The following is a 24,947-nucleotide window of genomic DNA, read 5'->3' as shown; positions in this document are numbered from 1 at the left end:
CACGCGGTGCCGGCCTGGGCAGCGTGGTTGCTGGCGTTCAACGCGGTGACCGTGCTCGTTTACGGCTACGACAAGGCCATCGCCGGCGGCCACCGCCGGCGCGTCCCCGAACGCACCCTGCTCGGCCTGGCACTCTGCGGCGGCACGCCCGGCGCACTGCTGGCGATGTGGCTGTTCCGCCACAAGACCGCCAAGCGCAGCTTTCGTAACGGGTTGGCACTGGTGATCGCGGTGCAGCTGATCGCGGCGATCGCGCTGGTCGCGCTCACGCGCTGACGGGGTACGGGCCTGGGTCCCGGCGTACGCCGGGACGACGGTGTCACTTCCGCGCCGGCAGCTTCCCCACCCAGTCCGGCGCCGGCTGGTCCAGGTCGAAGTACTCGAAGATCAGATGGATGCGGTCACTGGCGCCATTGTTCTCGACCGCATGCACGGCCATGTTGCTGACCTCGACCGCCTCGCCCTCCGCGAAGTGGTAGCCCACGCCATCGATGAAGAACGTCACCTGCTCGCTGGTCAGCAGCGGCACATGGATCTTGTGCGGCCACTTCGCCGCCGGATTGGCATCACGGTGCGGCTTGATCACCCCGCCCGGCGCCATCCGCGCCAGCATCACCCGCGGGAACTCGGCACGGGCGTAACCATACGGCGCCACCGCCTGCGCCATCACCGGCTCCAGCAGCTCGCGCCATTGCGCCCACAGCGGCCGGTCGTAGGACTTGCGCCAGTCCTGGAAATCGCTGACGAAGCGAAACACGATGTGGCGGGTGCGATCGAGTGCTTCGAAGCGGTTGGGCTTGTCGGCGTTCTCGGCATCCCATTCCGCTTCGGGAATGGCCAGCACCGCTTCGCGCAGACGCGCGACATCCACTTGGCCCAGCGCGCGCACCGACGTCGTCTTGCGCGGGTTGGGTTGGACATCCGACGGAGAAACGGCATGCGGCTGCATGGTCAGAACTCGTATCCGAACAGTTCCAGGTCACGCCGGTAGTACTCGGCGACGCCGTCGATCAGCGCCTGGTCATAGTAGTCCCGGTAGCTGCCGCGGCGCGAGCTGTTGACTTGGCCCAGCTGCGCCGAGGGAATGCCGATGCGCTCGCAGATGGCGTCGTATGAAGCCTGCATCTCCTCGACGCGACCGATCTGGTCGGCGAGCAGCTTGCCGTCGGCGCCGGTCACGAAGGTGTGCTGCGGCTGGAACAGGATGTGCTGGTCCGGTCGCGCCTGGAACAGGATGTAGCGCATGACCTGCTGCGGATTCTTCAGGAACGCGCCATCGGCGCGGGTCATGAACGCGCAGTAGGAAACGAAACGGTCGAAGGGATTGCGCACGAAGGCGAACTTGAAATAGCTCGCGAACGCTTCCTCGCCAAGGAACGGCCTGATCTGCTCGAGGGTGATGTGGCCGTGCTTGATCGCCGCCAGCTCCTCGAACGGGAACCGCTTGTTCACGAACAGGCCGACCTGCTCCAGGTCCTCCTCGCTCATGTGCTCGCGCAGGGCCTGCCGGACCGAATGGGTCCCGGTCTTGGGGATCGCGGCGAACACGAAGCGGTGCTGGTGGGAAATGATCATGCGGAGAGGTCCGGGCGTTGCCGCATGATAGTGGCAACCACGGCCCGCGTGGCCGCGGCCGGGACCGCCGTTTGCATACCCGGTCACGCCGCGCCCGCCGGCTCCCGAGCATTTGCTCCAACCTGCGCTAGGATGCTGAGGCCATGCCTACTGCACGCTCTGTCGAAGACGGCTCCGCTCCCGCCACGCGTGGCGGCAATTCGCTGCGCGAAGAGTTCTACAGCGCGCTGACCCACGGGCTCGGCGCCACTGCCGCACTTGCCGGTGGAGCAGTGCTCATCACCCTCGCCGCGTTGTTCGGCGACGGTTGGCAACTCGCCGGTGCGATCGTCTTCGGCATCAGCCTGTTGCTGCTCTATCTGGCCTCGACGCTGTATCACGCGATCCAGCATCCGGTCGCCAAGGCGCGGCTGAAGGTGTTCGACCACTGCGCGATCTACCTGCTGATCGCCGGCACCTACACGCCGTTCACGCTGATCGGCCTGCGCGGTCCGTGGGGCTGGAGCCTGTTCGCCGCGATCTGGGTGCTGGCGCTGGCCGGCGTGGTGTTCAAGCTGTTCTACACCGGCCGGTTCAAGCTGTTGTCGACCGGCATCTACATCGCCATGGGCTGGCTGGTGGTCGTCGCGATCGAACCGCTGCTCGGCGCGCTCGATGGCTGGACCATCGGCTGGCTGTTCGCCGGCGGGCTGTTCTACACATTGGGCACCGTGTTTTATCACCGGCCTTCATTGCCCTATTCGCACGCGATCTGGCACCTGTTCGTGGTCGCCGGCAGCGTCTGCCATTACGTCGCCGTGATGGCGCAGGTCGTCTCGCCCGGCCAGATGATGCCTGGCTGAACTGCTCACAGCGTATTCACTCCCGCTTGACCAGCCCCCATCGAAGGTGGGGTGAGTCCATGCCGGAGCGAACTGCGTGCCCCAAACGCCCGATCGCAACGACGCGGCCCGCGCCGATGTCGCGCGACCCTGGCCGCTACGCCATCCGCTGTGGACGGCGCTTGCAGTGCTCGCTCTGGTCATCGTGGTGCTTATCGCGATCTGGGACTGGAACTGGTTCCGCGGCCCGATCGAACGGCAGGTGCAAGCCCGCACCGGACGCGAATTCCATATCCGCGGCAATCTCGATGTCGACCTGGGCTGGACGCCGCGCATCAGCGCCGAATCGGTGAGCTTCGCCAACGCGCCGTGGTCGCGCCAGCCGATCATGGCCGACGCCCGTCGTGCCGAGTTGGACATCGCGCTGCGGCCGCTGCTGCGCGGCCAGGTGCTGTTGCCGCAGATCACCCTCGATCGTCCGCGCCTGCTGCTGGAAACCGACCCGAAGGGCGGCGCCGGCAACTGGATATTTGGCGAACCGGGCGAAACCGAGATGCAGTTCCGTCGGGTCAATATCGAGCAGGGGCAATTGCGCTTCCTCGACCGGCCCAAGCGCACCGACATCCGCATCGGCGTCAGCAGCTACGCCTCGCCCGACAACACCCCGATGGCGCCCGTCGCCGTCGTCGGCGGCGGACAATGGCGCGGCAGCGAGTTCCGCCTGCGCGGCAACGCCGCTTCGCCGTTGCTGCTGCGCGATCGCGATGCGCCCTACCGCATCGATGTGCGCGCATCGGCCGGCGCCACCCATGCCCATGCGCGCGGCACGCTGCTCGATCCCCTGCGCCTGCGCGGCTTCAACCTGCGCATGGCCTTGTCGGGACGCGACATGGCCGACCTCTACCCGCTGCTCGGGCTGGCCATCCCGCAGACCCCACCCTATTCGCTCGATGGCCAGTTCAGCCGCGAGGCCAATATCTGGCATTACCGCGACTTCACCGGCCGCATCGGCGACAGCGACATGCGTGGCGACGCTAGCGTCGAGACCGGTGGCAAGCGCCCCTACCTGCGCGCCGACCTGCGTTCGCAGCGCCTGGACTTCGATGACCTCGCCGGTTTCGTCGGCGGCACGCCGCAGGCCGGCCGTGGCGAGACGGCCAATCCCGAGCAGGAGGCGAAAGCCGCTGCTCGCGAGGCCAGCCCGCGCCTGATTCCCGACAAGCCCTACGAGCTCGACAAGCTGCGCGCGATGGATGCCGACGTGCGCCTGCGCGCATCGCACATCAACGCACCGCGCCTGCCGCTGGACGACATGGACGCGCACCTGCTCCTCGAAGGCGGGCTGCTGCGCATGCAGCCGCTCAACTTCGGCGTCGCCGACGGTGACATCCGTTCCAACATCCGCATGGACGCGCGCACCAACACCATCACCACCCGCGCCGACATCGATGCCGCGGGGCTCAACCTGGCCAAGCTGCTTCCGGAAGTGAAACTGGCGCAGAACGCGATCGGCAAGATCGGCGGCAAGATCAACATCGCCGGCAACGGCAATTCGGTCGCGCGCATGCTCGGCAGCAGCGACGGCACGGTGCTGCTCGGCATGGGCCGCGGCAAGATCAGCAACCTGCTGATGGAGATGGCCGGCATCGACCTGGCCGAGATGATCAAGTTCAAGCTCTCCGGCGATCGCCTGATCCCGGTGCGCTGCGGCTTCGCCGATTTCGCCGTCGACGACGGCGTGATGAGCGCGCGCTCGTTCGCCTTCGACACCACCGACACCATCCTGCTCGGCTCGGGCACGATCGACCTGGGCAAGGAGCAGCTCGACCTGACCATCCGGCCACGGCCGAAGGACCGCAGCCTGCTCGCGTTCCGCACGCCATTGAAGGTCGACGGCAGCTTCAGGCAACCCAAGGTGCACCCGGACCTGGTCAAGGTCGGCCTGCGTGGCGCGATCGCGTTGACCCTGGCCACGATCACGCCGCCGGCAGCACTGCTGGCGACGCTGGAAACAGGTCCTGGCGAGGACTCGGGTTGCGGTGGGCGCTACGCGAAATAGCGCAGCTGGCGCGGACTCAACTGGCTATGTACCGCTGCAACTGGTCCAGTTCGATCTGCTGGTCCTCGATCACCGCCTTGACCAGGTCGCCGATCGAGACCACGCCCAGCACCTCACCGTTGTGCAGCACCGGCAGGTGGCGGATGCGGCGGTCGGTGACCATCTGCATGCAGTGCTCGGCGGTGTCGGACAGCGAGACCGTCAGCACCTGGCTGGTCATGATCGTGCGCACCGGCGTGTCGGCCGAAGAGCGCCCTTGCAGGACGATCTTGCGTGCGTAGTCGCGCTCGGAAAGGATGCCTACCAGGTGCCCGCCTTCGATCACCAGCACGGCACCGATCCGCTTCTCGGCCATCAGCCGGATCGCCTCGATTACCGGCGCGTCCGGGCCGATCGCGAAGATCTCAGGCGCTTTGGCTTCTAGCAGTTGTCGTACGGTGCGCATGGCCGTCTCCTTCCGCAAGCGGGGCTTGCCCCGAGGATACTCCTGCCGCCGGCTGCCAGGTGTCGACGAGGTACAGCGGCCGCTGCTTGGATTCGTCATAGAGGCGGCCCAGGTATTCACCGATCACGCCCAGCGCGATCAGCTGGACGCCGCCCAGGAACAGGATCACCGACATCATCGTCGGCCAGCCGGCCACCGGGTCGCCCCAGAACAGCGCCTTCAGGATGACCGCCGTGCCGTAGACGAACGCTGTGAGCGCGGTCAGCAGGCCCAGGTAGGTGGCCAGTCGCAGCGGCGCGGTCGAGAAGCTGGTGATGCCTTCCAGCGCCAGGTTCCACAGCCGCCAGAAGTTGAACTTGCTGTGCCCGGCCGCGCGCGGCGCACGGTGGTACGGGATGGCGACACTGTTGAAGCCGACCCAGCCGAACAGCCCCTTCATGAAGCGGTGGCGCTCGCGCAGTTGCTGCAACGCCGCCAGCGCCCGCGGCGACAGCAGGCGGAAGTCGCCGGTGTCGGCGGGGATGGGCGTGCGCGACAGACGGCCGATCACGCGATAGAAGGCGTGGGCGGTGCTGCGCTTGATCCAGCCTTCACCTTCGCGCTCCAGGCGCGTGCCGTGGACGTCGTCATAGCCCTCGCGCCATTTGGCGACGAACTGCGGGATCAGCTCCGGCGGGTCCTGGCCATCTGCATCGAGGATCAGCGCCCCGCCCTCCTCGACGCGGTCGAGGCCGGCCGTCAGCGCCAGCTCCTTGCCGAAATTGCGCGACAGGCGCAGCACGGCGACGCGGCGATCGGAGGCGGCCAGCTGCTGCATGACCCGCCAGGTGTCGTCGCTGCTGCCATCGTCGACGTACAGCACCTGCGCGTCGAGATCATTCCCGGCAGGATCATGCGCGAGCGAATCGAGCACCGCGGCGATGCGCGGATGCAGCAACGGCAGGTTGTCGGCCTCGTTGAAGGCGGCAATGACGATGGTCAGGCGTTCGCTCATGCCGCGAATAGTAAGGCGAACCCCCGGGCTTCGGGTGACAGCGTCAGTCCAGGCGCTTGAGGTACTCGGTCCCGCCGATGTAGCGCATCTGCCGCTGGATCGCCTGCGAGCGGCGCTGCACGTACGGGCCGGGCTTGACCACGCTGTAGCGTCGCGGGCTTGGCAGCACCGCCGCCATGCGCGCCGCCTCGGACGGCGCCAGCTGGCTGGCATCCTTGCGGAAGTAGGTCCGCGCCGCCGCCTGCGCCCCATACACGCCATCACCGAACTCGGCGATGTTGGCGTAGACCTCGATGATGCGGTGCTTGGGCCACAGCGCCTCGATCAGCAGGGTGTACCAGGCCTCGATGCCCTTGCGCACGTAACTGCGTCCGCTCCACAGGAACAGGTTCTTGGCGGTCTGCTGGCTGATGGTGCTGCCACCGCGGACCTTGCGGCCACGGGCATTGTTCTTGCGCGCCTTCTCTATCGCCTTCATGTCGAAGCCGAAGTGCTCGGCGAAGTTCTGGTCTTCCGAGGCCACCAGCGCCAGCGGCAGGTTGGGCGAGATCTCGTCCAGGTCGCGCCAGTCGTAGGCGATGCGGAACGACCACTCGCCATCGCCCCATGCCTCCAGCTGCCGCGACAGCATGAAGGCGCTGAAGGCCGGGTCGACGAAACGCAATGCAGCGACCTGCGCGACGCTGGCGACCAGCATCAACAGCGGCAAGGCGAGCAGCCATCGCAGCCAGCGACGGCGGCGGCGGGCCGGAACGGCCACGTTCTGGGCGGCATTTGCGACGGCCTCGCCGGTCCCGGTCATGCCTTGCACTGCGCGTTCTCCATCCCCATCTTCTCTCGTCACCCTTCACACGGTCGCGTGCATTATCCGCCAATGCCACGCGCCGGCCGCACGAGCACGATGATGACCTCAGCCAGCAGCACGCAAACCAGCCCCGCCGGCGACGACCGAGACCAGCTGACCCGTTTCCTGATCGAAGGCGCCGGTGTGCGCGGTGTCCGCGTCCACCTGCAGGACACCTGGCACCAGATCCGCGCGCGCGCCGAGTATCCACTGGCCGCCGCCGAACTGCTCGGCGAAGCCGCCGCCGCCGCCGCCCTCTTCACCGGCCACGCCAAGGTCGATGGTCGTTTGTCGGTGCAACTGCGTGGCGACGGCGCACTTCGCACGCTGTTCGCCGAATGCACCGCTGCCGGCACGCTGCGCGGCATCGCCCAGCTCGCCGACGACGGCGAAGTCTCGCGCGACCTGACCGAGCTGGGCCCCGATGCGGTGCTGGCCATCACCATCGAGAACCCGTCCGCCGACGGCCGCGACCCTACCCGCTACCAGGGCCTGGTCGCGCTCGAGTCGGACTCCCTGGCGGGCGCCTTCGAGGGCTACTTCCGCCAGTCCGAGCAGCTGCCGACCAGGCTGCTGCTGGCAACCGACGAACGGCATGCCGCGGGACTGATGCTGCAGAAGCTTCCGGGGGATGATGGCGACGACGACGGCTGGGCACGCGCCTGCGCCCTCTTCGACACCCTCAGCCCGCGCGAGCTCCTGGACTGGAGCGCCGACGATCTTCTGACCCGGTTGTTCCACGAGGACGGGGTGCAGTTGCTGGGCCGCAAGCCGTTGCGGTTTGCCTGTTCATGTTCGCGCGAGCGGGTCGAGGCGATGCTCGTGTCGCTGGGTTCCGAGGAAGCCGAGGCCGCCGCGGACGCGGCCGGTGGCGAGGCTAACATCCGTTGCGAGTTTTGCGGACACAGTTACCGTTTCGATAAACAGGAAATCGCTAGCTTGTTCTCCGTGGCAGCCGCTGAACTGGCCGCCCCGGAACGGCTCCAGTAGGCAGTCTCAGTTTCATCTGAAATTGTTAAATAAACATAAACGGTCTATAGTCGCGGTCCTAAGGAGAGGGGAACTCCACCGGGTTTACCCGGTCGTAACCAGACCATGTACACGCGCCTGCTTCGACTGCCGATGACCTTGCTGCTCGCCCTGGGCGTGGCTGCGGGCGTTCATGCACAGGGCACGAGCAAGCGTGGGACCAGCGATACGACCTACCTCCCGGTCTGGAACCAGACCAGCGGCAAGCTCGAATACCTGCTGCAGCTCGAACCGGCCAGTACCCCTATCGCAGGCGCCCGCTGGCAGGTCGGCAGCAATACGCTCGGCGCCGCATTCGGACTGGAAGCCGGCGACACGCTGGGACTGGTCTGTGATCGCCAGACCGGCCTCGCCGGCGCGATCGGCAACCTCGCCAACCACTGCATGCTCGCCACCCTCGACGACGACGGCGGGTTTTCCGGCAGCCGCAATGCCACGGTCGGTGCCAGCCTCGCCCGCCCCGGCGGCAAGGTCGGCCTGGCGCTGGGCAGCGGCCGCGATGCCATGCCGGCATGGCTGAGCCCGAACAACAAGGCCAGCAAGGTCGACCAGAACACGCTTACCGTCTACGGCCAGAAGAACATCGGCCGTGAGGCGACCGTGTCCATTGGCGGTACCTGGGCGCGGGCGCGACTGATCCCGGCCGGCGAAGTGCCGGCGCTTGCCGACCGCTGGAGCAGCAAGAGCGTCACCATCGGTGCCGGCCTGGGCAACTTCAGCGCGAACATCGTCGGCCGCGTGGTCGACATCCCCGGCGAACCGGGTCAGTGGGAAGGGCTCGGTGTCGGCCTGACCTGGCGTACCCCGTGGAGCGGCCAGCTCACCGTGGGCGCCGAGAACGTAGTCACCCGCGGCAAGAATCCGTTCGCCCCCGGCAACGACGAAAAGGACGAAGGCACCGTGCCTTACGTCCGCTACGAGCAGGATCTCTGACCTGCCGTCCGGCCGCTGATTGGCGGCCCTGGATCTCCTCTCACTTCTGATCAGGTCGCCTCGGCGACCTGCGCCGTCGTTCGCCATTTGTCCGGCTGGCCTTGCCGCTCCGCCGAACATACCGGCGCGTATCCTCACGCAATCGAAACTTATCCTTAACGACACTTTTACTTTCCTTAAGGCGCGGTTAGGATCCGGGTCGACTTTGCCGCTTTTGGCGTCGTTCTTGACCCCATCGGCCTAGTCCTATCGGAACACCGACCAGCTTGAATGGAGAGAGAGAGATGAATCCCAAGACCACCCCGCTCCGCGACGCGATCGTATTCGCGCTCGCAGTGGGCACCACCGCAGCGGCTGGTACCGGCGTTGCGATGGCGCAGGAAAGCACCACCGAGCAGACCACCACCCTCGATCGCATCGAAGTCACCGGCTCGCGCATCCGCCAGGTCGACATCGAGACCGAGGCACCGGTGCTCACCATCACCCGCGCCGATATCGAAAAGCAGGGCTTCCAGTCGGTTGCCGACATCCTGCAGAACATCTCGGCAGTGGGCGCACCGGCGATCAGCCGCGCAGCTCCGCTGACCGCAGGCGAGAACGTCGGCGGCCAGTTCATCAGCATGCGCAACCTCGGTGCTGCACGCACCCTGATCCTGGTCAACGGCAAGCGCCTGGGCATCAGCACCAGCGGTCTGCAGGACGTGTCGCTGATCCCGACCGTTGCGGTCGAGCGCATCGAAGTGCTGAAGGACGGCGCTTCGTCGATCTACGGCTCCGACGCCATCGCCGGCGTGGTCAACATCATCACCCGCTCGAACTTCGAAGGCGCCACCGCCAACGCCTACTACGGCCAGTACAGCGAAGGCGACGGCGAGACCACCCGTGCCGACTTCATCATGGGCTTCACCGGTGACCGCGGTTCGCTGACCGCCGCCGTGGAATACCGCAAGGAAGAGGAAGTCTTCGCCAAGGATCGTCCGTACAGCGCGTACCCGCAGAGCGATCGCCACCCGACCCGCAACTGGACCACGGTCAGTCAGTGGGGCGTGATCAACCTGCCGGCCGCACAGGGCGGCAACCGCGTCCTCAACCAGGGTGCCGACTGGCGCAACATCGCCAACTTCCACGCGCTGAACACCAACACCGGTGCCACCGCCGCCGATCCGAACGGCTCGACCGTCGACAAGAGCAACACCAACCAGCAGACGCACCTGCGCACGCCGCTGGAAAGCCGCTCGCTGTTCGTCAACGGTCTGTTCGACATCAACGAGTTCGTGCGTTTCCGCGCCGACATGCTGTACACCGACCGCGACGCTGATCGCCAGGTCGCCGGCTATCCGTTCCAGAGCGGCGCCGCAGGCCCGATCCCGGGCGGCTTCACGATGTCGCGCGACAGCTACTACAACCCGGTCGGCAACCAGCACGGTTACGCAACGCCGCAGGACGTGAACTTCTGGCGTCGTACCTGGGAAGTGCCGCGCGTCGACAGCCCGTCGTCCAACACCTGGCGCTTCTCCACCGCGCTGGAAGGCAGCTTCGACGTCGGCGAGCGCATCTTCGACTGGGACGTCAACTACCTCTACAACAACAACACGGTTCACCAGGAAAACTACGGCAACCTCAACATCGACCGCGCCAAGCAGTCGACGGGCCGTTCGCAGCTCAATGCTGCCACGGGCCAGGTCGAGTGCTTGCTGCCGGATAATCCGGCTACCACCGTCGTCGAGCGCGTGGTCATTCCGGGCTGCGTCGCATGGAACCCGTTCATCCCGTTCGGCCGCACCGGTGACGGTGGCCTCACCGGCAACCAGGCCCTGCAGGACTGGCTGTTCCAGCGCCTGAACTCCAGCGGCGAGACCGAAACCAACGTGTACGCCGCCAACCTCAGCGGTTCGATTGCAACCCTGCCGGGTGGCGATCTGGGCATGGCCGTGGGTTACGAAAACCGCAAGGAAAAGGGTCGCTTCATCCCCGACGCCCAGGCGGTTACCGGCAACTCCACCACGCTGGCCGGTGGCCCGACGCAGGGCAGCTACACGGTCGATGAAGTCTATGCCGAGTTGTACATCCCGGTGCTGGCCGACATCACCATGGCGAAGGAGCTGAGCTTCAGCGTCGCCAGCCGTTACTCGGATTACGACACCTTCGGCGACACGGTCAACAGCAAGTTCGGTTTCAAGTGGAAGCCGATCGACTCGCTGCTGTTCCGCGGTACCTACGCTGAAGGCTTCCGCGCTCCGACGATCAACGACCTGTTCGGCGGCGGTTCGCAGACCTTCTCGTTCTTCACCGATCCCTGCGACACCAGCTTCGGTGCCTCGGCTACCAATCCGTCCGTGCGCGCGAACTGCGCCCGCGACATCGTCAATGCCAACACCTACCGCCAGCTGCAGCAGGGTTTCGTCACGGCTGGTTCGGGTAACTCGCAGACGCCGGTGCCGTTCTTCTCCGGTTCCAACGATCAGCTGATCCCGGAAACCTCGGAGTCGAAGACCCTCGGCGTGGTCTGGAGCCCGGAATTCGTGCAGGGCCTGAACGTCAGCCTGGACTGGTGGAAGATCCGCATCGACGACACGATCGTTGCCGACTCGCCGACGCAGATGCTCAACGACTGCTACATCCAGAACGATCCGACCCGCTGCGTGGACTTCACGCGTGACGCGACGCGTGGTTTCGTCAACAGCCTCACCTTCACCGGCATCAACGCCGGCTACCGTGAAGCCGAAGGCTACGATCTGGACCTGGGCTACCGCCTGCCGACCGACAGCTTCGGTAACTTCAACCTGTCGTGGCAGACGACCTACACGGTCGGTGACGAGATCAAGACCGACACCAACCCGGCGACCCCGCCGCAGCAGCTGGTCGGTTACGCCACCTCGCCTGGCTTCACCGGCACCTTCCGCATCCGCTCCAACGCCAGCCTGGGTTGGGACATGGGTGCGTTTGGCGTCACCTGGGGCGCTCGCTACTACTCGGGCCAGAAGGAAACCTGCTTGTCGCTGGCGCTGTTCCCGGCCGAGTGCGACAACCCGGGCTTCGCCGTCTCCAACCCGAGCCCGGCACAGGCCCGCGCGATCAACGAACTGGGCTCCAACACCTTCCACGACCTCGAGTTCCGCTGGCAGGCTCCGTGGAATGCGACTGTCGCCCTGGGCGCCAACAACGTGTTCGACCACGTTGGCCCGGTGCTGTACAGCCAGCCGAGCGCGAACGTGTCCTACCAGGGCCAGTTCGACATCGGTCGCTTCATCTACATGAAGTACCAGCAGCGCTTCTGATCTGATCCATCGCAACATGCGGTACCACTGCGGCCCCTCACGGGGCCGCAGTCTTTTGCGCGGTCGGCGGATGAACAGCGGAGTCCCCCGGGGCAACTGCGCCCCGGCCGGGGTCCCCGACTCCTGGCCGACCCGCCCCCGTGGCGAGCGTTCGGGGCTCGCCCCCCTATTCAGGGCCTCACGGCCCGATAACCGGCCGTTAACGCTACTTTCACTTTTCTAAGCGTGGGGTTACGATCGGGTTAAGTCTTGCCGAATTTGGCGTCTTTCTTGACTCCACCGGCCAGGCCCACCCATTGGGAAGTACCGACTGCTTTGGAGAGAGAGATGACCCTGAAGACCACCCAGCTCCGCGATGCGATTACCTTCGCACTCGTGGGCACCACCGCTGTCGCCGGTATCGGCGCGGCGAACGCCCAGGAAGGCGAAAAACAAACCACGACCCTTGATCGCATCGAGGTGACGGGTTCGCGCATCAAGCGCGCCGATATCGAAACCTCGCAGCCGATCTTCTCGCTGAGCCGCGACGACATCACCGCGCAGGGCCTGACCTCGGTCGGCGACGTGATCCAGAACATCACGGCCAACGGTTCCACGCTCAACAGCACGTTCAACAACGGCGGCAACGGCGAAACCCGCGTCAACCTGCGCAACCTCGGCTCGGATCGCACCCTGGTGCTGGTCAACGGTCGTCGTTGGGTGGGCGGCACCGGCCTGGGCGGTTCGGTCGACCTCAACACGATCCCGACCGCTGCCGTCGAGCGCATCGAGATCCTGAAGGACGGCGCTTCGACCATCTACGGTTCGGACGCCATCGCCGGCGTCGTCAACGTCATCCTGCGCCAGAACTTCGAAGGCGCTGAAGCCAACGCCTACATCGGCCAGTTCGACAAGGGCGACGGTACGCGTCAGGCCTACGACTTCATCATCGGCACCTCCGGCGATCGCTTCTCGGCGATGCTCGGCTACGGTTACGTGAAGGAAGAGCCGGTCATGGCCGGCGACCGCTACATCTCGAAGGAGCCGACCTACACCACCGGCAACTTCTTCGGCAGCGGCACCAGCCCGAATGGTCGCTTCTCGCTGTGCCCGGGCGGCTACAACCCGTCCACGCACGTGTGCACCGGCGGCCAGACCAACTTCAATGGCGGCGCTGGCACTTGGACCTACGATGGCGCTGGCACCCCGGCCCGTCCGTACATCCCGGGCGTCGATGCTTACAACTTCGCTCCGGAAAACTACCTGCTGACCCCGCAGGAGCGTCGTTCGGTCTTCGGTAACGCCTCGGTCGACATCACCGACGACGTCCGCTTCAAGACCACGATGACCTACAACGAGCGCGTCTCCGAGCAGCTGCTCGCGGCGATGCCGGTCGTCCTGGGCCTCGCCCCGGGCGCCACCCCGCTCGCGCAGAACGTCTTCATCAGCCGCAACAGCATCTACAACCCGTACGGCGGATCGGCCACGGCCGATCCGAACGACGGCGCAGACGTCTCGCGCATCAACCGTCGCGTCACCGAGACCGGTGGCCGTTCGTTCAACCAGGACGTCCGCACCTTCGCGATGACGGCCGGCTTCGAAGGCACGCTGAACTTCGGCGAGAAGTACTACGACTGGGAAGGCGGCTACTTCCGTGGCCAGAACAAGGCCAACAACACCACGCACGGCCTGTTCAACCTGATCGCGCTCGGCCAGGCCCTCGGCCCGTCGTTCCGCGATGCAACCGGCGTCGCCCGCTGCGGCACCGCTGCCCTGCCGATCGCTGGCTGCGTCCCGCTGAACTTCCTCGGCGGCGTGGGTGGTGCGACCCAGGAAATGCTGGACTTCGTCAGCTTCACCGCGCACGACGAGTACAGCTACACCCAGCAGTCGTACTACGCCAACATCTCCGGTGAAGTGTTCGACCTGCCGGGCGGCCCGCTGGGCTTCTCGTTCGGCCTGGAACACCGCACCGAAGAGGGTTACGACTCGCCGGACGCGCTGATCAACTCGGGCAACACCACGGGCAACGCCCGTACCGCCACCGCCGGTGGTTACAGCCTGGACGAGGCCTACCTCGAACTGGCCGTGCCGGTGCTGTCGGACGTGCCGTTCGCCAAGCTGCTCGACTTCTCGGTGGCCACGCGCTACTCGGACTACAGCAACTTCGGTGACACGCTCAACAGCAAGTTCGGTTTCCGCTGGAAGCCGATCGAAGACCTGATGGTCCGCGGCAACTGGTCGGAGGGCTTCCGCGCTCCGTCGATCGCCGAGCTGTTCGCTGGCCAGGCCGACTCGTTCCCGACCCTGACCGACCCCTGCAACTCGTCCGAGTTCGGCGACCAGACCACGATCGCCCAGGCACAGTGCCGTGCCGAAGGCGTTCCGGCCGGTGGTTACCGCCAGGACAGCGCGCAGATCCGCATCACCGTCGGCGGCAACCCGGACCTGCTGCCTGAGAAGTCCGAGTCGTACACCTTCGGCTTCGTCTACAGCCCGAGCTACGCCGAAGGCCTCGACATCTCGCTGGACTGGTGGAAGATCAAGCTGACCGACGCGATCACCACGATCGGCGGTGAGAACATCATCCAGCAGTGCCTTGACTCCGGCGGCGCTGGCCCGACCTGCTCGCTGTACACCCGTAACGCGGCTGGCGACATCAACACCCTGCTCAACACCACCACCAACATCGGTGGCACCAAGGTGGAAGGCTACGACCTGACCGTCGGCTACCGTCTGCCGGAAACCGAGTGGGGCAACTTCAGCTTCACCTGGGACACGACCTACCTGGCCAACCAGGAAGACGACATCGACGGTGACGGCATCTTCGGCGAAGACATCCAGCAGGCCCCGGCCATTGGCCAGCCGCTGAACGCCGACGAGAACGGCAACCAGGTCGGCGAGTACTTCCAGAACGACAACAGGTGGCGCATCCGCTCCAACCTGACCGCTCGTTGGGACAAGGCCGACTGGGGCGCGACCTGGAACGTGCGCTTCTACTCGGCACAGGACGAACCCTGCGCCGCGGCGTTCGAAGACTACGGCTTCGGTTACCTGTGCACCGACGCCGACCGCGTCGTCGGCATCCCGAGCGACACCAACAGCAACGGTGTGTGGGACGGTACCGCCGGTGGCGATACGATCCAGACCCGTCGCGGTGCCGAGCACCACATCGGCGCAACCACGTACCACGATGCAAGCGTCTACTGGAACGCACCGTGGAACGCGAAGGTCACGTTGGGTATCAACAACATCTTCGACAAGAACCCGCCGATCGTGCTCAACGCGTTCGCCAACACGTTTGACCCGCAGTACGAGCTGCCGGGCCAGTTCTTCTACATGCGCTACTCGCAGAAGTTCTGATCGGACGTTTGTCTGACGATGTACCTCTACGGCCCCGAAAGGGGCCGTAGTTTTTTGTGAGGAGGCGCGCGCGCAACACCGGAATTCTTAACGCGCTCCATGGCTTGAGGCCGCGTAGAGCGCCTTGCGGTTGTTCCACAAACGGGACAATTCGCATTCAGAATAATGAAGATTAACAACACTTTAAGTATTGGCGAGACGGGCATACCATCGGCCCCGACCTTGCCGGACTTGGCGTTGGTTTGTGCTCCACCCGGCGGGTTCCCCACCTGAGACCGACTTTGGAGAGAGCGATGACCTTGCACACAACAAAGCTCCGGGACGCCATCAGCGTTTCGCTCGCCTTGGGCACCACGACCCTCGCAGCAACGAGTGCAGTACAAGCGCAGGAAACCGAAGGCCAGGAAGCCACCACCCTCGACCGCATCGAAGTAACCGGTTCGCGCATCAAACGCGCCGACATCGAGACCTCGCAGCCGATCTTCTCGCTCAGTCGCGATGACATCGCCGCACAGGGCCTGACCTCCGTCGGCGACGTGATCCAGAACATCACGGCCAACGGCTCGACACTCAACACCACCTTCAACAACGGTGGCAACGGCGACACCGGCGTAAGCCTTCGCAACCTCGGTGCCAACCGCACCCTGGTGCTGGTCAACGGCCGTCGCTGGGTCGGCGGCGCCAGCGGCACCGGCCTGGGTGGCCAGGTCGACCTGAACTCAATTCCGACCGCGGCAGTGGAGCGCATCGAAGTGCTGAAGGACGGCGCTTCGGCGATCTACGGCTCCGACGCCATCGCCGGCGTCGTCAACGTGATCCTGCGCCAGAACTTCGAAGGCGCAGAGGCCAATGCCTACCTTGGCATGTTCGACAAGGGCGACGGCATGCGCCAGTCGTACGACTTCACCATCGGCACCACGTCCGACCGCTTCGCGGCGATGCTGGGCTTTGGCTACGTCAAGGAAGACCCGGTCATGGCCGGTGACCGCTACATTTCCAAGGAGCCCATCTACACCACGGGCGCGGCACTGGGCGGCAGCTCCACCACGCCCGACGGCAACTTCAGCGTGAACTTCGGCGACTGCTTCACCGCCAGTGGCGCGCCCTCGCGCTGCCGTCCCGACGGCACCACCGGCAGCTTCACCTACAACCCCGGCAGCGGCGATCCGCTGGCCTGGCGCAACTTCACCGGCAACGACATCTACAACTTCGCGCCGGACAACTACCTGATCACGCCGCAGGAGCGCCGCTCGGTATTCGGCAATGCGTCGGTCGAAATCACCGACAACGTCCGCTTCAAGACCACCATCACCTACAACGAGCGTCAGTCCGAACAGCTGCTGGCGGCCATGCCGGTCACGCTCGGCGTGCCGGTCGAGGGCACCAACGCCGGCAACGTAGTCATCAGCGCCGACAACCTCTACAACCCGTTCGGCACCGACATCGACTGGGTGCAGCGGCGCGTGGTGGAAACCGGCGGCCGTTCGTTCAGCCAGGACGTGCGCACGTTCGCGATGAACGCCGGCTTCGAAGGCACGCTGACCTTCTCCGACAAGTACTACGACTGGGAAGCCGGCTATTTCTACGGGCGCAACAAGGCCAACAACACCACCCTGGGCCTGTTCAACGTCATCTCGCTCGACGCCGCACTTGGCCCATCGATGCTCGACGCGACCGGCAATCCTGTCTGCGTCGGTACTCCGGGTGACCTGAGCACGACCGTTGCCGGTTGCGTCCCGCTGAACCTGCTCGGCGGCCGCGGCTCGGTTACCCAGGACATGCTCGACTACACCACCTTCACCGCGCATGACGAGTACAGTTACACGCAGAAGACCTACTACGCCAACATTGGCGGTGATCTCTTCGACCTGCCCGGCGGCCCGCTCGGGTTCTCCGTCGGCCTTGAACACCGCACCGAGGACGGCTACGACTCCCCGGATGCCCTGATCAATTCCGGCAACACCACCGGCAACGCGCGCACCGCGACCAATGGCGGTTACGACGTCGACGAAGCGTACCTGGAGCTGGCGATTCCGGTGCTGGCGGACGTGCCCGGCGCCAAGCTGCTGGACTTCAGCGTGGCCACGCGCTACTCGGACTACAGCAACTTCGGTGACACGCTCAACAGCAAGTTCGGGTTCCGCTGGAAGCCGATCGAAGACCTGATGATCCGCGGCAACTGGTCGGAGGGCTTCCGCGCACCGTCCATCGCCGAACTGTTCGCCGGCCAGGCCGACTCGTTCCCGCAGTTGAGCGATCCTTGCAACCAGGCCAACTTCGGCAACCAGACCGCCCCGGCGCAGGCACGCTGCATCGCCGAAGGCGTGGCGCCCGGCGGCTATGCGCAGAGCAACACGCAGATCCGCATCACCGTCGGCGGCAACCCGGACCTGCTGCCCGAGAAAGCCGAGTCGACCACGGTAGGCTTCGTCTACAGCCCGAGCTACGTCGAAGGCCTGGACGTTTCGCTTGACTGGTGGAAGATCAAGATCGAGGACGCCATCACCACCATCGGTGGCGCGCAGATCATCCAGCAGTGCATCGATTCGGGCGGTGCCGGCCCGACCTGCGACCTCTACAGCCGCCGCTCCGACGGTGAAATCCTGTCGCTGCTCAACACCACCACCAACATTGGCGGCACCAAGGTCGAAGGCTACGACATGACCGTCAGCTACCGGCTGCCGGAATATTCCTGGGGCAAGATCAGCTTCACCTGGGATACGACCTACCTGTCGGAATTCCTCAACGACTCCGACGGTGACGGCCGCTACGGCGAGGACATCCTGCGCACGCCGGCGATCGGTGCGGCGATGGAGTTCAACGAAGGCGGCAACCTGGTCGGCGAGTACGACGGCCCGAACCTGCTCAACTACTGGCGGATCCGGTCCAACCTTGCCACCCGATGGGAGCATGGCGACTGGGGCGCGACCTGGAACGTGCGTTACTTCTCGGACCAGACCGAACCCTGCCAGACGTTCGAGGACTACGGCTATGGCTGGCTGTGCACCACGACCGACCGCTTCGTCGGCGTGCCCACCGACAGCAATGGCAACGGCGTGTGGGACGGCGAGGCCGGCGGCGATTCGATCACCCAGGTGGCTGCCAACGAGCACCACATCGGCGCCACCACCTACCACGACGTGAGCGTCTACTGGAACGCGCCGTGGAACGCCAAGGTCACCCTCGGCATCAACAACATCTTCGACAAGAACCCGCCGATTGCCTTCACGGCGTTCGCCAACTCGTTCGATCCGCAGTACGAGATCCCGGGCCAGTTCTTCTACATGCGCTATTCGCAGAAGTTCTGACGGGACCCCGTTGCGTCGCACCACCACTACGGCCCCGCGAGGGGCCGTAGTTCCTTGTGGATGCGGGTGCCGGGGCACCCCCGCCCCCACCAGGGCCCGCGCTACACTTGCCGCGTCCATCCCGCAGCGAACTGCAAGCGATGCCCTATCAGCTCAATCCGCTTTTCGCCGTCCCCTTCGCCCAGGACACGCTGCCCGATGCCGAGGCGGTCAATGCCCAGCTAAAGACGCTGTTGCTGGCGCGGGAAGGCGAAGGCGCGCGCTACGCCAATCCCAATCCGTCGCTGAAGCAGCAGACCGGCGTCTTCGAGAGCGACTTCAACCTGTTCGCTTGGCCCGAGGCCTGCGTCCAGCAGTTGCGCCAGTTCTGCTGGACCACGCTCGGCCGCACCATCGCCGAGCTCAACGGCTACAGCGCGCAGGAAATGCAGCGCCTGCAGATCTTCTCGCACACCTGGTTCCATGTGACCCGCAACGGCGGTTTCACGATCCTCCACACCCACCCGATGGCGTCATGGTCCGGGGTGTACTGCGTCGATCCGGGCCAGACGCCCGACGATCGTCCGGAATCGGGGGTGTTGCGGTTCCACAATCCGCACCACTACAGCAACCTGTTCCTCGATCCGGGCAATGCGCGGCTGCGCGAGCCGTACCACCATGGCACCTGGAATGTGCGCTTCCAGCCGGGCCAGCTGGTGCTGTTCCCGTCGTGGTTGCAGCACGAGGTCATGCCGTTCTACGGCAACGACGAACGCATCACCGTTGCCTTCAACTGCTGGTTCGGGATGAAGGACGCCTGACGGCACCGATCGCGACCCGGAACGAAAAGGCCCGGCAATGCCGGGCCTTTTTCGTTGCGACTGCCGACGTGTGATCAGTCGAGCTGCAGCGTGGCGTCGCCCGAGAACGTTTCGAGGCTGATGTCGCCGTCGCCACCGCCGTAGCGGTGCTCGAAGCTCGCGCCGGGGCCGTGCTTGGGACGGATGACCTGGGCGCCCGGGGCGGTCAGGTCGCCACTGAAACTCTCGCCGCGGACATTGGCCGACAGATCGCGCGGCATCACCAGCTCGAGGTCGCCGCTGACCGTGTCGATCGTGATGCGGCCATTGTTGGCCAGCCCGGTCGAGACGCGGATGTCTCCCGACACCGACGAACCCGACAGCCGCTGCAGGCGGTTCTGCAACACCGCCACATCGATGCGGCCGGACACCGTTTCGACATCGACCTCGCCGTTCATGCGACCGCGCAGCGTGAGGTCGCCACTGACCGATTCGGCACGCACGCGGTTGCTGTTGAGGGTCAGCATCAGGTCGCCACTGACGGTGTCGACGCTGGCTTCGGTCGGCGCACCGGCGACGGTGACCTCACCGCTGACGCTGTCGATCGACAATTCGCGCGAAGCGATGCCTTCGACGGTGACGTCGGCCGAGACCACGTCGATATCGAGGTCGGCGCGCACCGGCACCGTCAGGCGCAGGTCGGTCGGCTCGCTCTTGTCGCCGCCGCCGAACATGCCCATGCCGCTGCGATTGGGGTACTTCACGCGCACCGTCAGGTGCTCGCCGTCGCCCTCGATCTCGAGCTTCTCGACGCCCTGGCCGAGGCTGCCCTCGATCTTGACCTCGGGCCGGTCCTAGGTGCGCACATCGACGCGACCCTTGACGTTCTCGACCTCCACCGTTCCTCGCGGATCCAGCGGCCGGGTCTCATTGATCGGGGTGGCTGCCAGGGCGGAGTTCGCCGCCAGCACGGCCAGGCCGAATGCGAGACATTGGAGTTTGGCGCGGGTCATGGAGTTTCTCCGGAGATCAGGGCAGGACAAGTCGGGCAAGGTCAGGTTCGAGTTCATCGGTAATTTGCTGCGATACGAATCAGGCATAAGCCAGGCGCTGTGCAAGTGCCAGTCGGCGTGCGTAGGTGCGGCGCAGCTGCTCCAGCAGCAGGCGCGAATCGGGGTTGCGTGCCAGCGCCTGCAGGATCAGGCCGGCGTTGCGGTCGAGGTCTTCGAACACCGGCTGGAGCTCCATCGGCGCCTGGCCGGAGTCGACTTCACGCAGGGCCGCCTGGTACTGAAGGGTCATGCCCTCGGCCTCGCGCTGGACCAGCGTGGCCTTGGCCGGCGTGACGACCGGCGCATTGCCGCCGCCCTCGCTCCGCCACAGCCCGACCATGCCGATCGCCAGTGCCAGCGTCGCCGCCATCGACACCGGTGCCAGCCAGCGCGGGCGCGCCTTGGCCACCGGTCGCTGCGCCTGCAGGCGCGCGGCGATGCCGGGCCACAGGTCGTTGCCGGGCTGCGCGTCGCGGCGCATCGCGCGCAACTGCCAGCGCAGGGCCTCGGGCAGCTCGTCTTCGGGGCCGCGGGTGTTTGGATTGTTGTCGTTGGTGTTCATGCGTGTCCTCCTAGCCGCTCGCGCAACAAGCCACGCGCGCGGTGCAATTGCGCTTTCGAACTGCCGACCGCCATGCCCAGTTCGGCGGCGATCTCTTCGTGCTTCCATCCTTCCACGTCGTACAGCACGAGGACGGCACGGGCCCTGGGCGGGAGTGTTGCCACGGCACGTTCCAGGTCCATCGTCAGCGCGGTCGTGTGACCGGCCGAGTCGGTGCTGCCGAGCAGGTCGAAGACCTCCTCGTCGGAATCGCCATCGTCCTGCGGCCGGCTGCGGCGACTGCGCATCTCCATCAAGGCGGTGTTGACGGCCAGGCGATGCAGCCAGGTCGAGAACGCCGACTCGAATCGGAACGCCGGCAACGCCTGCCACGCCCGGACGAATGCTTCCTGCGTCAGGTCCTCGGCCCGCGCCCCCTGGTTTCCGACCAGGCGGGCGATGACACCGTGGACGCGACCGGCATGGCGCCGATACAGGGACTCGAAGGCCCGCACTTCGCCACGCGCGGCCGCGGCCACCAGGCCACGTTCGTCGGCGCCGTCGTCACTGGCGGCAGGGGCATCAGTCAAAATTTCGGTCACGACGGTCAGCATGGTCCTTGTGATGCGCGCAGCGTGCCGCCGGTTTAAGTACCCGACCCGGCCAGGGCGCGCCCTTCCCCGGGCGGCGCGCCTGGGCTGCCCTTAGGCGGGAAGGTCCGGCGAGGCGGCGGCGCGGTACGGCGCCAGCCCTTCGATCAGCGCCGCCAGCTTGCCCTCGTAAGGGGCCCAGGCGGCACCGCGGTTCTTGATGATGCCGCCGCGCATCTGCGGGCTGCTGGCCGTGGCCACGGCCCCGCCGCCCTCCCGGTCGAGGGTGGTGGCGGCGGCATTCCAGGGCAGTCCGCAGAAATCGAGCACGCCGCGCATCACGCCCTCGGGGTCGGCGACCAGCCGGTCGTAATGGACATCGAGCACGCGTCCCGGCATCACCTCGTGCCAGTGCGCCATCAGGCGGTGGTACTGGCCGTACCACTGCGCCAGCTCGCGCTGATCGTAGGAGAACGTGTTGACGTCGGAGAACATCGTGCGCAGGTTGGAGAAGCAGGTGTCGAGCGGGTCGCGCACCATGTGCAGGATGCGCGCGTGCGGCAGCGCCCTGGCGATGAAGCCCAGGTTGAGGAAGTTCGACGGCAGCTTCTCGGTCAGCACCGCCCTGCCCTGCGAGCGCCAGGCCGTGTGCTCGTAGAAGCGCTGGCCGACTTGTGCGTAGTCGATGCCGGCGGCGCGCCGCACCAGTTCGGCATCGAGCACGCCCTTGTTGCGGTGGTCGCCGAAGTAGCGCATCTGCGAAGTGAACGAGTAGGTCTCGCCACCATCGGCCACGTCCGGGTGACCGGCGAGCAGCTGCTCCAGCAGCGTGCTGCCGGAGCGGTGCATGCCGACGATGAACACCGGCACATACGGCGGTGGCGTCGCCTGGGCCTGCGCGTCGGGCGTGACGAAGCCGGCATCGCACAGCTTCATCAGGCCTTCGTACATGCGGCGGGCATCGTCGCGATCGTGCGGCGTCAGCTGGCGCTTGACCCGGCAGGCGTGGTCGAGTGCCTGCCAGGACTCGTCGTAGCGACCCAGGTCGTGCAACTCGTTGTGCATCGCGAACGCCAGGTAGACACGGCTGTCGCTGCCCACCGGGATGCGCGGGATCAAGGCCTGCATGCGATCGACGTGGTTCTTTTCCGCGGTCTGCTTGCGCAGGCGCGACAACACCCAGTGCGCCTGCGCATAGGTCGGCAGCTGCCCGATGCACAGCTCCAGCTCCTGCTGGGAGGCGTCCATCTCGCCGAAGAACATCTGCACCACGCCACGGAAATAGCGCGTCGGCGGATGCTTGGGATCGCGCTGTACCGCCAGGTCGAGCAGTTCCATCGCCAGCGTGTTTTCGCCGATGGTGCTGACCAGCATCGCGATCTCGGTCAGCCACTGCGCCGACTTGCGCTCGCGCCAGCGCGAGTGTTCGACGCATTCGAGCAGTGCCAGCGGTTCGTTGAACATGCGCAGCGCGCGCGCCAGCGTCAGCACCGGCTCGTCGCCGCTGGGACGACTGGCGAGGGCGCGCATCGCGTACTCGCGCGAGTCGCGGTAGCGGCCCAGCGACAAGGCCACGCGCGAGGCCCGCAGCATCGCCATGACATGGCCGGGATCGTGGCCGAGCACGCCGTCGTAGGCCTTCAACGCAGCGGCCCACTGGCCCTGACGGGCGTAGGTCTCGCCTTGTTGCCACAACGAGGCAAGGGTCGCGGTCATGTCCAGTGTTCCACTGCGGTCATCGGCAATTGTGCAGCCAGTGCGGGTTGCAGGAAGCGCGCGGCCCAGCCGCGGGCATGGGCGATCAGGTCGGCATGGTGCTCCAGCACCAGCTGCGCTTCGCGCTCGCGCTGGTCGGCACCGTAGGCGACCGACACCGCCTTGGCATTGCGGAGCGAAGCCTCGGCCGCGCGTGCCGCGACATCGTCCGCGGATGCAGGCAGGCGCAACCAGCGCGAGCAGGCGACTGCCACGTCCACTGGCGCGGCCAACAATGCTTCGAAATCGAGCACGCGAACGCGGTCGCCGAAACGGTTCGCAAGCGACACGACCAGGTCGCGTTGCGCCGCCCATTGCAGCGCCGCCGCGCACAACAGGTCCGGTGGCTGCAACGCCTGCGGCGGCAGCCGCAAGTGCAGTGTCCCCGCCTGCAAGGCACGCTCGGCCAGGGCCGGAATCTTGGCCTGGGTGTCTGCGTTCTTCTTCAGGTTGGACACCAGGAAATCGTCGAGCGACGACGTCAGCAGCACCGCGCGGCTGGCCGGCGTCGCCGCCAGCAGGTCGGGGGCGACATTGAGCGCGGCATGCGTCGCCTTGATCAGCACGCCGCCACCGTCTGTCCACGGCCGCGACAGCAGCCGGGCCGACAGCTCGCACAGGTCGCCCAGATCGCGCCCGGCGTGCCGCGCATCGCCCAGCCTGCGCAACACCAGCGGTTCCTTGAGCGCGACCTGGCGCGCCGGCACGTGCAGCGCGCGCGCCAGCAGGGTCGAACCGCAGAAGGAGGTATGCAACAGCCACGCCGGCGGCGTTGCCGGCACCGGAAATGCGGCAAGGGCATCGGCCGGCACGGTTTCGACCTGCGCGATCGCCGCGTCCAGGCGCGTGTCCATGAAGGTGGAACGCTCGAGCGCTTCGGCGTCGATCCGGGCGAAGCTGAAACTGCGCTCCGGGACATTGAGGTCGAGCGGAAACCAGGCCGCCTCGGCCGCGCGTTGCAGGACGGAAGTGTCGGCTGCGAAGGGACTCATCGACGCCATGCCGTCATGTCCGCTCACCTGCCCGCGGCCAGACGCTCGAGCTTGATCGCGAACGTGTACCGCGGCGCGTAGCAGACGCGGTTGGGAGGGCGCCCGACATGCTTGATCGCACCGTCGAAGATCACCAGACGGCCGGGCCTGGGCTGGATCGCTGCGGCGACTTCGTCCTGGGCGTCGAAGAACATCGTTTCGCCGCCCCACTCCAGGTCCCACTTCTCGCACAGGTACCACAGCGCGGTGAGGTCGTGCTGGTCAGGCAGGCAGTCGGTATGGCTGAAGAGCATGTCGCCGAAGGAGGCGACATTGGTGTAGGCCCGATACGGACGGTATCCGTGCGTCGACGTGGTGAAGCCGAGCACGGCACGCCGGGTGATGTCGAAGATCGGTTGCTGCAACAGCGCCTCGAGTTTGACCTCGGTGGCCCAGTGCTTGTGCTCGGCCGTTTCCGGCCGGGCGATTTCGGTGCGCGTGAACGCGGCCTTGGCAAGGCCGCGCACGTAGTCTCCGACATTGGGCAGGTGCCCGTCGAACACCCGCAGCGGGCGGCCGTCGATCAGCAGTTCACGACTGGCCGCGAGCGCGGCGGGGTTGTCGGTCATGG

Annotated in this window: 21 protein-coding genes; 9 read left to right on the top strand and 12 right to left on the bottom strand. The window is 66.2% G+C overall.

The features are described from left to right. The first annotated feature begins 6 nt into the window (after window positions 1-6). On the top strand, window positions 7-276 hold the full coding sequence (locus tag HIV01_RS17975; protein ID WP_200604241.1) for a DUF1294 domain-containing protein: 270 nt from the start codon (window positions 7-9) through the stop codon (window positions 274-276). A gap of 43 nt (window positions 277-319) precedes the next feature. Here HIV01_RS17975 and HIV01_RS17970 read toward each other — a convergent pair whose 3' ends face one another. Together HIV01_RS17970 and HIV01_RS17965 are read right to left on the bottom strand one after the other, a co-directional pair. Continuing rightward, on the bottom strand, window positions 320-949 hold the full coding sequence (locus HIV01_RS17970) for an aspartyl/asparaginyl beta-hydroxylase domain-containing protein (protein WP_200604240.1): 630 nt from the start codon (window positions 947-949) through the stop codon (window positions 320-322). Window positions 950-951: 2 nt separating this feature from the next. Next, window positions 952-1,575 carry a sulfotransferase family 2 domain-containing protein gene (locus HIV01_RS17965; protein ID WP_200604239.1) on the bottom strand — a complete coding sequence of 208 codons (624 nt, stop codon included), beginning with the start codon at window positions 1,573-1,575 and terminating at the stop codon, window positions 952-954. A 143-nt stretch (window positions 1,576-1,718) separates the two neighbouring features. Here HIV01_RS17965 and trhA point away from each other — a divergent pair, with 143 nt between their 5' ends. Together trhA and HIV01_RS17955 are read left to right on the top strand one after the other, a co-directional pair. Next, on the top strand, window positions 1,719-2,417 hold the full coding sequence (trhA, locus tag HIV01_RS17960; RefSeq protein WP_200604238.1) for a PAQR family membrane homeostasis protein TrhA: 699 nt from the start codon (window positions 1,719-1,721) through the stop codon (window positions 2,415-2,417). Between the two features lie 76 nt (window positions 2,418-2,493). Beyond that, entirely contained in the window at window positions 2,494-4,455 is a 1,962-nt protein-coding gene (locus HIV01_RS17955) for an AsmA family protein (RefSeq protein WP_245156867.1), read from the top strand. A 16-nt stretch (window positions 4,456-4,471) separates the two neighbouring features. On the opposite strand, the gene HIV01_RS17950 is transcribed toward HIV01_RS17955, so the two are convergent. From HIV01_RS17950 to mtgA, 3 genes are read right to left on the bottom strand one after another with little or no spacing between them, the layout of a single operon-like run. Continuing rightward, on the bottom strand, window positions 4,472-4,900 hold the full coding sequence (locus tag HIV01_RS17950; RefSeq protein ID WP_200604237.1) for a CBS domain-containing protein: 429 nt from the start codon (window positions 4,898-4,900) through the stop codon (window positions 4,472-4,474). Then, window positions 4,860-5,894: a glycosyltransferase family 2 protein gene (locus HIV01_RS17945; RefSeq protein ID WP_200604236.1), complete on the bottom strand. Its 1,035-nt coding sequence runs from the start codon at window positions 5,892-5,894 to the stop codon at window positions 4,860-4,862. Before HIV01_RS17945 ends, HIV01_RS17950 begins: the two co-directional genes overlap by 41 nt. A gap of 43 nt (window positions 5,895-5,937) precedes the next feature. Then, the gene (gene mtgA / locus HIV01_RS17940) at window positions 5,938-6,696 is read right to left on the bottom strand and encodes a monofunctional biosynthetic peptidoglycan transglycosylase (protein ID WP_200604235.1); all 759 of its coding nucleotides are present in this window, start codon (window positions 6,694-6,696) and stop codon (window positions 5,938-5,940) included. A gap of 102 nt (window positions 6,697-6,798) precedes the next feature. Here mtgA and hslO point away from each other — a divergent pair, with 102 nt between their 5' ends. From hslO to HIV01_RS17910, 6 genes are all read left to right on the top strand, one after another. Next, the gene (gene hslO / locus HIV01_RS17935; protein WP_200606238.1) at window positions 6,799-7,728 is read left to right on the top strand and encodes an Hsp33 family molecular chaperone HslO; all 930 of its coding nucleotides are present in this window, start codon (window positions 6,799-6,801) and stop codon (window positions 7,726-7,728) included. A gap of 105 nt (window positions 7,729-7,833) precedes the next feature. Then, a complete protein-coding gene (locus HIV01_RS17930; RefSeq protein ID WP_200604234.1) occupies window positions 7,834-8,700 on the top strand; it encodes an XOO1806 family protein in 867 nt (288 codons plus the stop codon). Window positions 8,701-8,984: 284 nt separating this feature from the next. Then, entirely contained in the window at window positions 8,985-11,978 is a 2,994-nt protein-coding gene (locus HIV01_RS17925; protein ID WP_200604233.1) for a TonB-dependent receptor domain-containing protein, read from the top strand. A 327-nt stretch (window positions 11,979-12,305) separates the two neighbouring features. Next, the gene (locus HIV01_RS17920; RefSeq protein WP_200604232.1) at window positions 12,306-15,320 is read left to right on the top strand and encodes a TonB-dependent receptor domain-containing protein; all 3,015 of its coding nucleotides are present in this window, start codon (window positions 12,306-12,308) and stop codon (window positions 15,318-15,320) included. Between the two features lie 293 nt (window positions 15,321-15,613). Next, window positions 15,614-18,628, top strand: coding sequence for a TonB-dependent receptor plug domain-containing protein (locus HIV01_RS17915; RefSeq protein WP_200604231.1), 3,015 nt, complete (start codon window positions 15,614-15,616; stop codon window positions 18,626-18,628). A gap of 107 nt (window positions 18,629-18,735) precedes the next feature. Beyond that, window positions 18,736-19,428, top strand: a complete 693-nt coding sequence (locus HIV01_RS17910) for a putative 2OG-Fe(II) oxygenase (protein ID WP_200604230.1) — start codon at window positions 18,736-18,738, stop codon at window positions 19,426-19,428. Between the two features lie 74 nt (window positions 19,429-19,502). Here HIV01_RS17910 and HIV01_RS17905 read toward each other — a convergent pair whose 3' ends face one another. From HIV01_RS17905 to HIV01_RS17875, 7 genes are all read right to left on the bottom strand, one after another. Then, window positions 19,503-20,243 carry a DUF4097 family beta strand repeat-containing protein gene (locus tag HIV01_RS17905; protein WP_207527173.1) on the bottom strand — a complete coding sequence of 247 codons (741 nt, stop codon included), beginning with the start codon at window positions 20,241-20,243 and terminating at the stop codon, window positions 19,503-19,505. A gap of 18 nt (window positions 20,244-20,261) precedes the next feature. After that, entirely contained in the window at window positions 20,262-20,420 is a 159-nt protein-coding gene (locus tag HIV01_RS17900) for a hypothetical protein (RefSeq protein ID WP_207527031.1), read from the bottom strand. A gap of 79 nt (window positions 20,421-20,499) precedes the next feature. After that, complete coding sequence (locus HIV01_RS17895; protein WP_200604228.1) at window positions 20,500-21,021, bottom strand: hypothetical protein; 522 nt, start codon at window positions 21,019-21,021, stop codon at window positions 20,500-20,502. Beyond that, window positions 21,018-21,614 (bottom strand): RNA polymerase sigma factor, encoded by a 597-nt coding sequence (locus HIV01_RS17890; protein WP_158733878.1) that lies wholly within the window; start codon window positions 21,612-21,614, stop codon window positions 21,018-21,020. Before HIV01_RS17890 ends, HIV01_RS17895 begins: the two co-directional genes overlap by 4 nt. A gap of 90 nt (window positions 21,615-21,704) precedes the next feature. Further along, window positions 21,705-23,306, bottom strand: a complete 1,602-nt coding sequence (locus tag HIV01_RS17885) for a tetratricopeptide repeat-containing sulfotransferase family protein (RefSeq protein WP_200604227.1) — start codon at window positions 23,304-23,306, stop codon at window positions 21,705-21,707. Then, entirely contained in the window at window positions 23,303-24,337 is a 1,035-nt protein-coding gene (locus HIV01_RS17880; RefSeq protein WP_200604226.1) for a hypothetical protein, read from the bottom strand. The genes HIV01_RS17885 and HIV01_RS17880 overlap by 4 nt, the downstream gene beginning before the upstream one ends. Before the next feature lie 23 nt (window positions 24,338-24,360). Continuing rightward, complete coding sequence (locus HIV01_RS17875; RefSeq protein WP_200604225.1) at window positions 24,361-24,945, bottom strand: 2OG-Fe(II) oxygenase; 585 nt, start codon at window positions 24,943-24,945, stop codon at window positions 24,361-24,363. Between the last annotated feature and the right edge of the window lie 2 nt (window positions 24,946-24,947).

Origin of the sequence: Lysobacter arenosi (assembly GCF_016613475.2) — a bacterium.
GTDB classification, from domain to species: Bacteria; Pseudomonadota; Gammaproteobacteria; order Xanthomonadales; family Xanthomonadaceae; genus Lysobacter_J; species Lysobacter_J arenosi.
This window is presented reverse-complemented; position numbering and strand designations above follow the sequence as displayed.